The 13,341-nt window shown below is 73.0% G+C and carries 12 protein-coding genes and 1 pseudogene; 6 read left to right on the top strand and 7 right to left on the bottom strand.

The window, feature by feature from the left end; translation table 11 throughout:
- Nucleotides 1-69 precede the first annotated feature (69 nt).
- Nucleotides 70-693, bottom strand: a complete 624-nt coding sequence (locus tag ACFYYN_RS05625; protein WP_500544762.1) for an ATP-binding protein — start codon at nt 691-693, stop codon at nt 70-72.
- A gap of 172 nt (nt 694-865) precedes the next feature.
- Here ACFYYN_RS05625 and ACFYYN_RS05620 point away from each other — a divergent pair, with 172 nt between their 5' ends.
- Complete coding sequence (locus ACFYYN_RS05620) at nt 866-1,216, top strand: hypothetical protein (protein WP_499513621.1); 351 nt, start codon at nt 866-868, stop codon at nt 1,214-1,216.
- Nucleotides 1,217-1,339: 123 nt separating this feature from the next.
- Here the strand turns inward: ACFYYN_RS05620 and ACFYYN_RS05615 are convergent, their stop codons facing one another.
- From ACFYYN_RS05615 to deoC, 3 genes are read right to left on the bottom strand one after another with little or no spacing between them, the layout of a single operon-like run.
- Nucleotides 1,340-2,245: an aldehyde dehydrogenase family protein gene (locus ACFYYN_RS05615; RefSeq protein ID WP_500544761.1), complete on the bottom strand. Its 906-nt coding sequence runs from the start codon at nt 2,243-2,245 to the stop codon at nt 1,340-1,342.
- Nucleotides 2,238-3,734 (bottom strand): aldehyde dehydrogenase family protein, encoded by a 1,497-nt coding sequence (locus tag ACFYYN_RS05610; protein WP_500544760.1) that lies wholly within the window; start codon nt 3,732-3,734, stop codon nt 2,238-2,240. Before ACFYYN_RS05610 ends, ACFYYN_RS05615 begins: the two co-directional genes overlap by 8 nt.
- Nucleotides 3,735-3,742: 8 nt before the next feature.
- On the bottom strand, nt 3,743-4,738 hold the full coding sequence (gene deoC, locus ACFYYN_RS05605; protein ID WP_500544865.1) for a deoxyribose-phosphate aldolase: 996 nt from the start codon (nt 4,736-4,738) through the stop codon (nt 3,743-3,745).
- 130 nt (nt 4,739-4,868) lie between these two features.
- Between deoC and ACFYYN_RS05600 the strand changes: the two genes are divergently transcribed.
- The 3 genes from ACFYYN_RS05600 to ACFYYN_RS05590 all read left to right on the top strand — a co-directional run bounded on the left by ACFYYN_RS05600 (nt 4,869) and on the right by ACFYYN_RS05590 (nt 7,147).
- The gene (locus tag ACFYYN_RS05600) at nt 4,869-5,456 is read left to right on the top strand and encodes a SigE family RNA polymerase sigma factor (RefSeq protein ID WP_500326682.1); all 588 of its coding nucleotides are present in this window, start codon (nt 4,869-4,871) and stop codon (nt 5,454-5,456) included.
- On the top strand, nt 5,453-6,415 hold the full coding sequence (locus ACFYYN_RS05595; RefSeq protein WP_500544759.1) for a hypothetical protein: 963 nt from the start codon (nt 5,453-5,455) through the stop codon (nt 6,413-6,415). The genes ACFYYN_RS05600 and ACFYYN_RS05595 overlap by 4 nt, the downstream gene beginning before the upstream one ends.
- A gap of 78 nt (nt 6,416-6,493) precedes the next feature.
- The gene (locus tag ACFYYN_RS05590) at nt 6,494-7,147 is read left to right on the top strand and encodes a PH domain-containing protein (RefSeq protein ID WP_500326686.1); all 654 of its coding nucleotides are present in this window, start codon (nt 6,494-6,496) and stop codon (nt 7,145-7,147) included.
- A gap of 79 nt (nt 7,148-7,226) precedes the next feature.
- On the opposite strand, the gene ACFYYN_RS05585 is transcribed toward ACFYYN_RS05590, so the two are convergent.
- The 3 genes from ACFYYN_RS05585 to ACFYYN_RS05575 form a co-directional block, all read right to left on the bottom strand.
- On the bottom strand, nt 7,227-8,957 hold the full coding sequence (locus ACFYYN_RS05585; RefSeq protein ID WP_500544758.1) for a phospho-sugar mutase: 1,731 nt from the start codon (nt 8,955-8,957) through the stop codon (nt 7,227-7,229).
- Nucleotides 8,958-9,235: 278 nt separating this feature from the next.
- Entirely contained in the window at nt 9,236-10,069 is an 834-nt protein-coding gene (locus ACFYYN_RS05580) for a purine-nucleoside phosphorylase (protein WP_499513628.1), read from the bottom strand.
- A 134-nt stretch (nt 10,070-10,203) separates the two neighbouring features.
- Nucleotides 10,204-10,641: a gamma-glutamylcyclotransferase family protein gene (locus ACFYYN_RS05575; RefSeq protein WP_499513629.1), complete on the bottom strand. Its 438-nt coding sequence runs from the start codon at nt 10,639-10,641 to the stop codon at nt 10,204-10,206.
- A gap of 63 nt (nt 10,642-10,704) precedes the next feature.
- Between ACFYYN_RS05575 and ACFYYN_RS05570 the strand changes: the two genes are divergently transcribed.
- Nucleotides 10,705-12,153 (top strand): NAD(P)H-quinone dehydrogenase, encoded by a 1,449-nt coding sequence (locus tag ACFYYN_RS05570; protein ID WP_500544757.1) that lies wholly within the window; start codon nt 10,705-10,707, stop codon nt 12,151-12,153.
- A 180-nt stretch (nt 12,154-12,333) separates the two neighbouring features.
- Nucleotides 12,334-13,314 (top strand): annotated as a pseudogene (locus ACFYYN_RS05565) (DeoR/GlpR family DNA-binding transcription regulator); the annotation flags it as partial.
- Between the last annotated feature and the right edge of the window lie 27 nt (nt 13,315-13,341).

Here is a 13,341-nt window from a genome sequence, read left to right as displayed (position 1 = left end):
GCGCACAGCGGGGGGTCTGTGCGCACCGCTCCCTCACGCATGTCCATACGGACCCGCGCGCCGTTTCGTTCAAACCCGAACGGCGACCGGTGGAAAAGATGCGCGACCGATCCGTTCCAGTGCCTCGTCCCGGTCGCACACGTGCGCCCCGAGCGCCGCGTGCCGGGCGACGATGCCCCGCTCGGCGCGCATCAGGTTCCAGCCGCGGCGCAGCAGGAAGGACAGCGACTTCCGGCCCTCGCGCAGGTCCCGGACGAAGCGGCGGCGGGCGGTGGTGACCGCGCCGCGGCTCAGGCACAGCGCGTCGGCGAGCACGCCGAGTTCGGCGCAGCGCGCGACGATGTCGGCGGCGAAGATGCCCTCGGCTATGAAGAGCGGCGCCCCGTCGAGGCCGACCTCCGCCCCTCCGGTGATGGAGCTGGAGGAGAGCTCGTACACCGGGACGGCGGTCCGGCCCGTGGCGCACAGCTCCGCGACGGCGGCGACGGCCGCGTCGGCGTTCCAGGAGAGCGGGGAGTCCCAGTCGGCGCCGATGCCGCTCGGCAGCATCGGGAGGGACGGGTCGTCACCCTCCTTGTAGAAGTCGTCCAGACGCAGGACCGGCAGGCCGGTCCTGGCGGCGAGGGAGGACTTGCCGGACCCGGAGGGGCCGGTCAGCAGGATCACGCGGGCGGCGGGAGGGCGAGAGCTCACGGGACACCAGTGTGACGCATTCAGCCTTTGGGGTGACCCGCCGGGACATGCTTTGGATGCGTGACGTTCAACCAACTACCGTGAGTGACGTCATTGTCGCGTACGGGGACGGCCGCCGCGCCGTCCCGGGACCGGTCCGTACGCGGGCCGGGGACCAGGCAGGTGGATCCTCATGCCGCAGTTCTCCCGCACCCTTCTCCGCGCCACCGTCCTCGCGGTGTCGTCCGTCGCGGCCGTCGCCTCGGCCGGGGCGGCGCACGCGGACGCCCGGAGCGAAGGAGCGGCCACGGCCGCCAAGGCCGGCCGGGCGGCGACGTCGGCCCTGATCGGCACGGTGAACCACCTGCCGGTGAACCCGTTCGCGCAGACCAGCGTCAACCCCCTGGACAACGCCGTGGGTTCGCAGGTCGCCGACTTCAAGCCGGTCTCCACCGCGGACGTCACCAAGCCGGTCGCCGACAGCCGCTCGGTCGCCGACCTCCCGCTGATCGGCGACACCGTCAGGACCCTGCAGGGCGGCTGACGGCGCGCGAACGCGTACGGCGGCGGGCCCCCGCGGGGACGCATCGGTCGCGGGGGCCCGCCGCCGGGCCGTGCGGGCGGTGCCGGCCCCCCGGCGACGGGACGGGCCGCCGGGGGGACCGGGTCAGTAAGCGGAGCCCGAGGCCGCGCCGGCACCCGCGGGGTGCCAGACGGTCTTGGTCTCCAGGAAGGCCGTCAGGCGGTCCGTGCCGGGCTCGGCGGCCCAGTCCACAGCCTGTGGACGGAGCACGCGCTTGAGGTTGTCCGCGGCGGCGACCTCCAGCTCCTTCGCCAGCGCGGCGTCGTCCACCGTCCCCGCCAGGTCGAGCGCGTTGACGTCCATGTGCGCGGCGAGCGTCGGCGCGACCTCGGACGTGCGGCCGGACAGGATGTTGACGACCCCGCCCGGCAGGTCGGAGGTGGCCAGCACCTCGCCCAGCGACAGCGCGGGCAGCGGGGCCCGCTCGCCGGCCACCACGACCGCGGTGTTGCCGGTGGCGATCACCGGGGCGACCACCGAGACCAGGCCGAGGAAGGACGACTCCTGCGGCGCGACGACCGCGACGACCCCGGTCGGCTCGGGGCTCGACAGGTTGAAGTACGGTCCCGCCACCGGGTTGGCGCCGCCCACGACCTGGGCGATCTTGTCGGTCCAGCCGGCGTACCAGACCCAGCGGTCGATCGCGGCGTCCACCACGGCCGCCGCCTTGGACTTCGACAGCCCCTCGGCCTCACCGACCTCGCGGACGAACTGCTCCCGGCGGCCCTCCAGCATCTCCGCGATGCGGTAGAGGATCTGCCCCCGGTTGTACGCGGTCGCGCCCGACCAGCCCGCGAAGGCCTTGCGGGCGGCGGACACCGCGTCGCGGGCGTCCTTGCGGGAGGACTGCGGGGCGTTGGCGAGCCACTTGCCCTTGGCGTCGGTCACCTCGTACACCCGCCCGCTCTCGCTGCGGGGGAACTTGCCCCCGACGAACAGCTTGTAGGTCTTGAAGACGGACAGCCGCACCGTCTCGGACTTCTCAGACATCGAGGTACGCCTCCAGGCCGTGGCGGCCGCCCTCGCGACCGAAGCCCGACTCCTTGTAGCCGCCGAAGGGCGAGGTCGGGTCGAACTTGTTGAACGTGTTGGCCCACACCACGCCGGCCCGGAGCTGGTTCGCGACCGAGAGGATGCGCGAGCCCTTCTCCGTCCAGATGCCGGCGGACAGGCCGTACGGGGTGTTGTTGGCCTTCTCCACGGCCTCAGCCGGGGTGCGGAAGGTCAGCACCGACAGGACCGGGCCGAAGATCTCCTCGCGGGCGACCCGGTGCGCCTGGGTGACCCCGGTGAAGAGCGTCGGCGCGAACCAGTAGCCCGCGGAGGGCAGTTCGCACGCCGGGGACCAGCGCTCGGCGCCCTCGGCCTCGCCGGCCTCGGCGAGCGCGGTGATCCGGGCCAGCTGCTCGGCGGAGTTGATGGCGCCGATGTCGGTGTTCTTGTCCAGCGGGTCGCCGACGCGCAGCGTCGACAGCCGGCGCTTGAGCGCGTCCAGCACCTCGTCCGCGACGGACTCCTGGACCAGCAGACGGGAGCCCGCGCAGCAGACCTGGCCCTGGTTGAAGAAGATGCCGTTGACGATGCCCTCGACGGCCTGGTCGATCGGCGCGTCGTCGAAGACGATGTTGGCGCCCTTGCCACCCAGCTCCAGGGTGACCTTCTTCTTCGTACCGGCGACCGTGCGGGCGATCTGCTTGCCGACGGCGGTGGAACCGGTGAAGGCGACCTTGTCGACGCCCTCGTGCGCGACCAGCGCGGCACCGGCGTCCCCGTAGCCGGGGAGGATGTTGACGACGCCCTTGGGCAGGCCCGCCTGGCGGCAGATGTCGGCGAAGAACAGCGCCGACAGCGGGGTGGTCTCGGCCGGCTTGAGGACGACCGTGTTGCCGGTGGCCAGCGCCGGGGCGATCTTCCACGCCAGCATCAGCAGCGGGAAGTTCCACGGGATGACCTGGCCCGCCACGCCCAGCGGACGGGGGGCCGGGCCGAAGCCGGCGTGCGCGAGCTTGTCGGCCCAGCCGGCGTAGTAGAAGAAGTGCGCGGCGACCAGCGGGAGGTCGGCGTCGCGGGTCTCCTTGATCGGCTTGCCGTTGTCCAGCGACTCCAGGACGGCCAGCTCGCGCGAGCGCTCCTGGACGATCCGGGCGATGCGGAACAGGTACTTGGCGCGCTCGGAGCCCGGCAGCGCCGACCACGACGCGAAGGCCTTGCGGGCGGCCCCGACGGCCCGGTCCACGTCCGCCTCGCCGGCCCGGGCGACCTCGGAGAGGACCTCCTCGCTGGACGGGCTCACGGTCTTGAAGACCCGGCCGTCGGCGGCGTCGGTGAACTCGCCGTCGATGAACAGGCCGTAGGAGGGGGCGATGTCGACGACGGAGCGGGACTCGGGCGCCGGCGCGTACGCGAAGGCGGAGCCCGGCTCCGGCTGTCCGGCCGGCTGGGTCCGCTGGGGCTGCTGGTTCTTCTTGGTCTGTGTCATCGGGGTTCTCAGTCCACCGTCACGTAGTCGGGACCGGAGTAGCGGCCGGTGCTCAGCTTCTGGCGCTGCATGAGCAGATCGTTCAGCAGGCTGGACGCGCCGAAACGGAACCACTCGTTGCTCAGCCACTCGTCGCCCACGGTCTCGTTGACGAGGACCAGGAACTTGATGGCGTCCTTGGAGGTGCGGATGCCACCGGCGGGCTTCACGCCGACCTGGACGCCGGTGGCGGCGCGGAAGTCGCGCACGGCCTCGAGCATCAGCAGGGTGTTGGCGGGGGTGGCGTTGACCGCCACCTTGCCGGTGGAGGTCTTGATGAAGTCGGCGCCGGCGAGCATGCCGAGCCAGGAGGCGCGGCGGATGTTGTCGTACGTGGCCAGCTCGCCGGTCTCGAAGATGACCTTGAGGTGGGCGGAGCTGCCGTCGGGACGGCGGCAGGCCTCCTTGACCGCCTTGATCTCCTCGAAGACCTTCAGGTAGTGGCCGGCGAGGAAGGCGCCGCGGTCGATGACCATGTCCACTTCGTCGGCGCCCGCGGCCACCGCGTCGGCGGTGTCGGCGAGCTTCACCGGCAGCGCGGCGCGGCCGGCCGGGAAGGCGGTGGCGACGGACGCGACGCGCACGCCGGAGTCGCCGAGGGCCTCCTTGGCGGTCGCGACCATGTCCGGGTAGACGCAGATCGCGGCGACCCGGGGGGTCGAGCGGTCGGTCGGGTCCGGGCTGACGCCCTTGGCGGACAGCGCCCGGACCTTGCCGGGGGTGTCCGCGCCTTCGAGCGTGGTCAGGTCGATCATCGAGATCGCCAGGTCGATGGCGTACGCCTTCGCCGTGGTCTTGATCGAACGGGTGCCGAGGCTTGCGGCGCGGCCTTCGAGGCCGACCGCGTCGACGCCGGGCAGCCCGTGCAGGAAGCGGCGCAGCGCGGCGTCGGAGGCCGTGACGTCGGCCATGGACGCCAGCCGGGCCGCGGCGTCGGGGCCGTGAGCGGGAACAGTGGTGGGCATGGTCACCACACCAGCATATCTACGCGCGTAGCGAATGTCACCGGTCGGAACGGGCCCGACTGTCCCCGTACGGGGGGCCCGGCAACCGAATCGGCGGAACCGGTGGTCTGGTGGGTGAAGGGGGTCATCGATGAATCCAGACGACGAGGCGGAGTTCCAAGGCTACGTCCGTGCCAGATGGACCCATCTGGTCAGGACCGCCTATCTGCTCACGGGTGACCGGCATCACGCCGAGGACCTGGCGCAGACCGCGCTGGCCAAGGCCTACCGGTCCTGGCGGCGGGTGCAGCGCAGCGACAATCCGGACGCCTACGTGCGACGGATCCTGATCAGCTGCAACAAGGACCGGTTCCGCAAGAAACGCGTGGCCGAACGGCTCACGGACGTACCGCCCGAGGGCGCCGGAGCCGATCCCACGGCACGGGTGGCGCTGCGGGAGGAGCTGCTGGCGGCGCTCGGCGAGCTGCCCGCACGGCAGCGGGCCGTGGTCGTGCTGCGGTACTGGGACGACCTGTCGGAGACCGAGGTGGCCCATGCGCTGGGCTGCTCGGCCGGGACGGTCAAGAGCCAGGCGGCCAGGGGCCTGGCCAAGCTGCGGGCCCGGCTGGGCACGGCCGTGGCGGCCGCGGAGCCCGTCGCCGTCGGGGCGGCCGCAGGGACGAGGACGGGGCCATGGGGCCCGGCGAAGGACACGAGGGTCGAAGGAGGGGTCCGATGAGGGACAAGGCAGACACGGCGGGGTTCGGCCCCGCGGACGGCGACACGGAGTTCGAGGCGCAGCTGCGCGAGCTCCTCGAGGAACAGACGGACGGGCTGCGCACCGGCGAGGCGCCCTACGCCACGATCGTGCGCCAGGGCAGGACGAGCCGCAGACGCCGCGTGTTCGCCGCCGGGGCAGGGCTGGCGGCGCTGGTCGCGGTGCCGGGCACGGCCGTAGCGATGCACTACCAGCCCGGCGGTGCCGGCACGACCGCGCTGCCGGCCCACGACGCCCGGCCGTCGGTGACGGCGAGCGCCGTCCAGCCGCGCACCTCCGCCCCGGCGCGGGCGAGCGGGCCCGAAGGTCCCGCGACGCCGGGGCAGCTGGCGGACGGGATCACGATGGAGCGGGCGGGCGAGGTGCTGGAGAGGTGCCTGGCGTACGGCGGGCAACACCAGCCCAAGGCGTCCGCCTTCGCCGGCGACTACGGGAAGGCCGAGGACTACCGCGTGATCCTCGCGCTGAACGCCACCGGCGACGAAAACTCCCCGGGCGACGGCATCCGTGTGGTGGCGGTCGGCACCGTGGACGGCGCCCCCGCCCGCCTGATCTGCACGGACAAGGACGGGAAGGCGGGCGGCATCAACAGCAGCGTCGGAGCGGACGGCGCCCCGGGCCGCGGGCCCGTCGTGCCGGACGAGAACGCCTACCGGCTCTACAAGCAGGACGGCACCACCGGCCCGGGGCTGCCGTACCACTTCCCCTTCCGCTGGGGCAGCATCGGCACGGTCGAACCCGGGGTCGCCAAGGTCACCGTCTCCTGGGGCGGCGTCACCCGGCAGGCGGTGCTCGACCACGGCTACTTCGTCGCGACCGGGGTCCTCGCCGCGCCGGAGGATTCCCTGCCGCACATCCAGGGCTACGACGCGGCGGGCAAGCGCGTCTACGACTCCAGGGAGGACAAGGGGTACCAGTAGGCGGCCGCTGACGCCGATGCACTAACGCAACCTCCGTCCCGCGGGGCGCAGGGCCGGGGTCAGGCACAATCTGATCTCATGACGAGTTCCGAGAACCCCGCCCCCGAACCGCAGCCCGACCCCGGGCAGCCGAAGTACGCCGAGCGCTCCTACCGCTCGACGGCCGGCGTCGTTGGCGGCGTGCTCATGCTCGCCATCACGCTGTGGCTCGGCATCGACGCGATCGTGCGCGGTACGGGCGACACGCCCTGGGTGGCCCTCGCACTGCTGCTGCTGATCGTGCCGCTGGTCGTCGCGTTCACCCTGCGTCCGGTCGTCCTGGCCGGTGACGACCGGCTCCTGGTGCGCAACCCGTTCCGTACCGTCACCGCGCCCTGGAGCGCCGTGGAGGGGCTGCGCTCGGGGTACTCGACGGAGCTGTTCGCGGAGGGCAGGAAGTACCAGTTGTGGGCCGTCCCCGTGTCGATGCGCGCCCGCAAGCGGGCCGCGCGGGCCAAGACGCGCGCCGCCGCGGCGGGCGACCCGGGCGCGACGCTGGGGTCCCGTCCCGGTGCCACGGAGTCGACCCGGGCCTGGTCCGACCGGGTTGTGGACGAACTGCGCGAGCTCGCGGAGCGGCACGGCGGCCGCGAGGGCGCGCAGGGCGAGGTCACGGTCCGCTGGGCGTACGAGGTGATCGCCCCGGCGGTGGCAGGGGCGGTCGTGCTGATCGTCCTGCTCGCCATCGGCTGAGCCGCCGAACCGGGCGCACACCCCGACGCCCCGGTCGTGCCCGAGCGGGCAGGACCGGGGCGTCGGCGTTGTCGGAGCGTCAGGCCTTCGCCGCGGCCTCGTCCCGGGGGAGTCCGGCGGCGGTCGCGAGGTCGGCCTTGACGGCCGCGAGGACGTCGGCGGCCTGGGCGCGGACGGCGGCCAGCCGGTCGGCGCCCGGCACGGGCAGCACGACCTCCAGGTAGCACTTCAGCTTGGGCTCGGTGCCGCTCGGCCGCACGATCACGCGTGCCGACTCCACACCGGCTCCCGGGGAGCCGGCCAGCCGGTAGCGCAGGCCGTCGGTCGGCGGCAGCTCCGCGCTGCCCTTGGAGAGGTCCTCGGCGGTGACGACGGCGAGACCGGCCAGCGAGCTGGGCGGCCGCTCCCGCAGCCGGCTCATCGCGTCGTCGATGACCGACAGGTCGGCGACCCGCACCGAGAGCTGGTCGGTGGCGTGCAGCCCGTACTCCAGGGCGATGTCGTCCAGCAGGTCGGAGAGCGTACGGCCCTTGGCCTTGAGCTCGGCGGTCAGTTCCGCGACGGCCAGGGCGGCGGTGACGCCGTCCTTGTCCCGCACGCCCACGGGGTCCACGCAGTAGCCCAGGGCCTCCTCGTAGCCGAACCGCAGGCCCTCCACCCGGGAGATCCACTTGAAGCCGGTCAGGGTGTCGGCGTAACGCAGCCCCGCGCGGGCCGCGATGCGCGAGAGCAGGGAGGAGGAGACGATGCTCGCCGCGAAGGTTCCGCTGGCCCGGCGGTGCACCAGGTGGGTGGCGAGCAGCGCGCCGACCTCGTCGCCGCGCAGCATGCGCCAGCCGTCCGCGGCGGTGCGGTCCGGCACGGCCACGGCGCAGCGGTCGGCGTCGGGATCGTTGGCGATGACGATGTCGACGTCGGGGCCGAGGGCCCGGGCCGCGGCGAAGGCCAGGTCCATCGCCCCCGGTTCCTCCGGGTTGGGGAAGGCGACGGTCGGGAAGTCCGGGTCGGGCTCGCCCTGCTCGGCGACGACGTGCGGGGCGGCGAACCCGGCCCGCTCGAAGGCGGCGGTCAGCACGTCGCGGCCGACACCGTGCAGGGGGGTGTAGACGACCGAGATGTCGCGCGGGGTGTGCCGGTCCACGACCGCGGCGGCGCGGTCCAGGTAGGCCTCGGCGACCTCCTCACCGAGGAGCTGCCAGCCCTCGTCCGCCAGCGGGACACCGGTCAGCGGGCCGATCGCGGCGATCTCGTCGGCGATCCCGGCGTCGGCGGGCGGGACGATCTGCGAGCCGTCGCCCAGGTAGACCTTGTAGCCGTTGTCACGGGGCGGGTTGTGGCTCGCGGTTACGGCGATGCCCGCGACGGCGCCCAGGTGACGGATCGCGAAGGCCAGCACCGGCGTGGGCAGCGGCCCGGGCAGCACGGCCGCCCGCAGGCCCGCGCCGACCATGACGGCGGCGGTGTCACGGGCGAAGTCCACCGACTTGTGGCGGGCGTCGTGACCCACGACGACCAGCCCGTCGCCCTGGCCCTGCGCCTTGAGGTACGCGGCGAGACCGGCGGCGGCCCGGATGACCACGGAGCGGTTCATGCGCATCGGGCCCGCGCCGACCTCCCCGCGCAGCCCCGCCGTACCGAACTGCAAGGTGCCGGAGAACCGGGCCGCGAGGTCCTCGGCCGCCGCCGGGTCGCCCGACTCGACGGCCGTGAGCAGCGCCTCCAACTCGGCCCGGGTGCCGGGGTCCGGGTCCTCGGCCAGCCAGGTGCGCGCCTGAGGGATCAGCTCCGCCTTCTCGCTTGCGCTTGCCACGTGATGCTCCTGCGATGTCGTCTTCGGTGCCGCCCGCGCCCCGCGCAGGTCGGCCTGGGGCCTCCGGCCCGTCCTGCCCGCGGCCGTTGCCACAGCGGGAGGCCGCGCGGCGGGATCCCGTCCGGCCGGGCGGCGGTGGAGCGGGCTGCCGCGACGGGCGCCGCCCGGTTACCTCCCCGTGGCGCGCCTTCCCTAACCAGGGTGCGGGCACCCCCGGGATCGCGCGCGGCGTGCCCGTACGGGTGCGCCGGCCCGCCCCACCGGGGGGTGCGGGGCGGTCAGATGCGCTCGAGCACCTGGGCGAGCAGGCTGCCCATCCGCGCGGCGGAGTCGCGGCCGGCCTCCAGGACCTCCTCGTGGTTCAGCGGCTCGCCCGTCATGCCGGCGGCGAGGTTGGTCACCAGGGAGATGCCGAGCACCTCGGCGCCCGCCTCGCGGGCCGCGATGGCCTCCAGCGTGGTGGACATGCCGACGAGGTCGCCGCCGATGACCCGGACCATCTTGATCTCGGCCGGGGTCTCGTAGTGCGGGCCGGGGAGCTGGACGTAGACGCCCTCCTCCAGGGAGGGGTCGACCTCCTTGCACAGGGCGCGCAGCCGCGGCGAGTACAGGTCGGTGAGGTCGACGAAGTTGGCGCCGACGATCGGCGAGGCGGCCGTCATGTTGATGTGGTCGCTGATCAGCACGGCCTGGCCGGGACGGTAGGTGGGGCGCAGCCCGCCGCAGCCGTTGGTCAGGACGACGGTCTTGCAGCCGGCAGCCACGGCGGTGCGCACGCCGTGCGCGACGGTGGCGACGCCGTGGCCCTCGTAGAAGTGGTTGCGGCCCAGGAAGACCAGCGCCCGCTTGTCGCCGATCCGCACCGAGCGCACCTTGCCGGAGTGCCCGGCCACGGCGGGCGGCGGGAAGCCCGGCAACTCGGTCACGTCGAACTCGTACTCGGCCTCGCCGAGGGCGTCGGCGGCCGGCACCCAGCCGGAGCCCATCACCAGGGCGACGTCGTGGGTCTCGCCGCCGGTCAGCTCGCGCAGCCGGGCGGCGGCGGCCGTGGCGGCGGCGTACGGGTCGCCCAGCGGGGTTCGGGCGGCGTGGGGAGTTGCGGAAGAGTTCACGCGGATGAGAGTAGCCGGTTCTCTCCTACGCGCGTAGACGTCCCAGGTCACGGTCTGCGAAATTTCGGAGGATCCGCCGATTGACGGGCCCTGCGGGACCTCCCGGACGTCCTGCGGCCGTCGTTGCCGGCGGGTCAGCAGGGACGCTTGCGCAGTTCCATGACGTAGTCGTGCGGGGCGCCCGCGGACTCCGCCGCGTCGGCGATCTCGCCGAGGTAGCGCGCGGACGGCAGGCCGCCCTCGTAGTCGTTGAGGACGTAGAGCCACGCGGGCACGTCGCCGTCGAGGGTGTGCACCCGCGCCATGTGGCGCCGGTAGATGCCCAGCGGGACGCCCTCCCAGCGGTCCATCGGCTCCTCGTCGACCGGGGCGATGTCGTACAGCCCGACGAAGACCTGGTGCAGCGGGTCCTCCACCAGGGTGGCGAGCGCGCCCTCCCAGCCCATCTGCTCGCCGCCGAAGGTGAGGCGCCAGCCGCTGAGCCAGCCGGTGCCGCGCAGGGGCGAGTGCGGGGCGCGGCGCGTCATCAGCCGGGCGTCGAGGTTGCCGGCGTAGGCGGCGTAGAGCGACATGGTCATGAGAGTACGACAGCGGGGCACCGCCCCCGTAAGTGATCACTTGGCGCGTGCGGGACAATGGGGTACGTGACTCGGATCGTGATCATTGGTGGCGGACCCGGCGGATACGAAGCGGCCCTCGTGGCCAGCCAGCTGGGCGCGGAGGTGACCGTCGTCGACTGCGACGGTCTGGGCGGGGCTTCGGTGCTCACCGACTGCGTGCCGTCCAAGACCCTGATCGCGACGGCCGAGGTGATGACCACCTTCGACTCGTCGTACGAGGAACTGGGCATCATCGTGGCGGACGACACACCGCACGTCGAGCAGGCCGCCCGGGTCGTCGGCGTGGACCTCGGCAAGGTCAACCGGCGGGTGAAGCGCCTCGCGCTCGCCCAGTCCCACGACATCACCGCCTCCGTCACCCGTGCGGGTGCCCGGGTGATGCGCGGCCGCGGCCGGCTGGAGGGCATGCAGGCGATCGACGGCTCCCGCACGGTCATCGTCGAGGCGGCCGACGGCAGTTCCGAGACCCTCACCGCCGACGCCGTCCTGATCGCCACCGGCGGCCGCCCCCGCGAGCTGCCTGATGCGAAGCCGGACGGCGAGCGGATCCTCAACTGGACGCAGGTGTACGACCTGGACGAGCTCCCCGAGGAGCTCATCGTGGTCGGCTCCGGTGTGACCGGCGCCGAGTTCGCCGGCGCGTACCAGGCCCTGGGCTCCAAGGTGACGCTCGTCTCCTCCCGCGACCGCGTCCTGCCCGGCGAGGACCCGGACGCGGCCGCCGTCCTGGAGGACGTCTTCCGCCGCCGCGGCATGAACGTCATGGCCCGCTCCCGTGCCGAGTCCGTCAAGCGGGTCGGCGACCGCGTCGAGGTCACCCTCTCCGACGGCCGGGTCATCACCGGCAGCCACTGCCTCATGGCGGTCGGCGCGATACCGAACACCGCCGCCATGGGCCTGGAGGGCGCGGGCGTCAAGCTCAAGGACTCCGGCCACATCTGGACCGACAAGGTCTCCCGTACCTCGGCCCCCGGCGTGTACGCGGCCGGTGACGTCACGGGCGTCTTCGCGCTCGCCTCGGTCGCGGCCATGCAGGGCCGGATCGCGATGTACCACTTCCTGGGCGAGACGGTCGGCCCGCTCAACCTCAAGACGGTCTCCTCGAACGTCTTCACCGACCCCGAGATCGCGACCGTCGGCTACACCCAGGCCGACGTCGACGCGGGCGTCATCGACGCACGGGTCGTCAAGCTCCCGCTGCTGCGCAACCCGCGCGCCAAGATGCAGGGCATCCGGGACGGCTTCGTGAAGCTGTTCTGCCGTCCGGGCACCGGCATCATCGTCGGCGGTGTGGTCGTCTCGCCGCGCGCGAGCGAACTCATCCACCCCATCTCGATCGCGGTCGACAACAACCTGACCGTCGAACAGATGGCGAACACCTACACGGTCTACCCGTCGCTCTCGGGCTCGATCGCCGAAGCCGCACGGCAGTTGGCGACCCGCAAGGCGGCCGGGGAGCTCTGACGCCCGCCTCCGGAGGCGGTGCCGGTCGCCACCCGGGCGAATGTCCTCGTCTCTATAGCACGGGACGTCCGGCACTGCGAACAACTTCTGTTAATCGGTGCAAACTGCTGATAGCAGACGGTCATTGGCGTTACTGTCAGTTTCGTGTTCGCAGCAGAACGTCGCCAACTGATCCTCGAAATGGTGCGCGCCAACGGAGCGGTTTCCCTCCGTGAGCTCGCCCGCGTCGTCCAGACCTCGGAAGTGACCGTACGGCGTGACGTGCGGGCGCTGGAGGCAGAAGGACTGCTCGACCGCCGGCACGGCGGTGCGGTGCTGCCGGGGGGCTTCACCAGGGAGTCCGGCTTCCCGCAGAAATCCCATCTATCGACCGCGGAGAAGACGGCGATCGCCGATCTCGCGGCAGGTCTCGTCGAGGAGGGCGAGGCCATCGTCGTCGGCGCCGGCACGACCACCCAGGAGCTGGCACGCCGGCTCGCCCGGGTGCCGGGGCTGACCGTCGTCACCAACTCCCTGCTGGTGGCGCAGGCACTGGCGCATGCGAACCGGGTCGAGGTCGTCATGACCGGTGGCACGCTCCGCGGCTCCAACTACGCGCTGGTCGGCAGCGGCGCCGAACAGTCCCTGCAGGGGCTGCGGGTGTCGCGGGCCTTCCTGTCCGGGGCGGGACTGAGCGCGGAACGCGGGCTGTCCACGTCCAACATGCTCTCCGCCAGCGTCGACCGGGCCCTGGTCCAGGCGGCGGCGGAGGTCGTGGTCCTGGCCGACCACACCAAGCTGGGCACGGACACCATGTTCCAGACCGTGCCCACGGACCTGATCACGCATCTGGTCACGGACGAACCGCCGGCGGGCGACGACCGCGCCGCGACGGAGCTCCAGGCCCTGGCCGACCGCGGTGTCCAGGTCGCCGTCGCGCCGAACGACGGGGCGGACAACGGGATGCCCCACGGGCGGCAGCGACGGGAGATGCCGCCCGTGCCGGGACCCCGGCGCCATCAGCACCCCTCCGGCAACTACCCGGGCGGTACGGCTCCCGGTGAGCCGCGCGCCAGGGCCGCCGGCCAGTCGGGTGGCGGCGTGTCGGGCATGTCCCCGCTGCGCACCGCCCAACTGGCCGGGGAGCAGCAGGCCGCCCGGATCGCCGACCTGGCCCCGCGGCGTTCGTGCTGCCGTCCGCGGACGGGA

Origin of the sequence: Streptomyces sp. NPDC001902, from assembly GCF_042891295.1 — a bacterium.
Taxonomy (GTDB): domain Bacteria; phylum Actinomycetota; class Actinomycetes; order Streptomycetales; family Streptomycetaceae; genus Actinacidiphila.
This window is presented reverse-complemented; position numbering and strand designations above follow the sequence as displayed.

Excerpts from the sequence above, each read along its gene's own strand:
- ACFYYN_RS05620 (WP_499513621.1), top strand. The coding sequence starts at position 866 with ATGCCGCAGTTCTCCCGCACCCTTCTCCGCGCCACCGTCCTCGCGGTG.
- ACFYYN_RS05615 (WP_500544761.1), bottom strand. The coding sequence starts at position 2,245 with ATGTCTGAGAAGTCCGAGACGGTGCGGCTGTCCGTCTTCAAGACCTAC.
- ACFYYN_RS05610 (WP_500544760.1), bottom strand. The coding sequence starts at position 3,734 with ATGACACAGACCAAGAAGAACCAGCAGCCCCAGCGGACCCAGCCGGCC.
- deoC (WP_500544865.1), bottom strand. The coding sequence starts at position 4,738 with ATGCCCACCACTGTTCCCGCTCACGGCCCCGACGCCGCGGCCCGGCTG.
- ACFYYN_RS05600 (WP_500326682.1), top strand. The coding sequence starts at position 4,869 with ATGAATCCAGACGACGAGGCGGAGTTCCAAGGCTACGTCCGTGCCAGA.
- ACFYYN_RS05595 (WP_500544759.1), top strand. The coding sequence starts at position 5,453 with ATGAGGGACAAGGCAGACACGGCGGGGTTCGGCCCCGCGGACGGCGAC.
- ACFYYN_RS05590 (WP_500326686.1), top strand. The coding sequence starts at position 6,494 with ATGACGAGTTCCGAGAACCCCGCCCCCGAACCGCAGCCCGACCCCGGG.
- ACFYYN_RS05575 (WP_499513629.1), bottom strand. The coding sequence starts at position 10,641 with ATGTCGCTCTACGCCGCCTACGCCGGCAACCTCGACGCCCGGCTGATG.
- ACFYYN_RS05570 (WP_500544757.1), top strand. The coding sequence starts at position 10,705 with ATGGGGTACGTGACTCGGATCGTGATCATTGGTGGCGGACCCGGCGGA.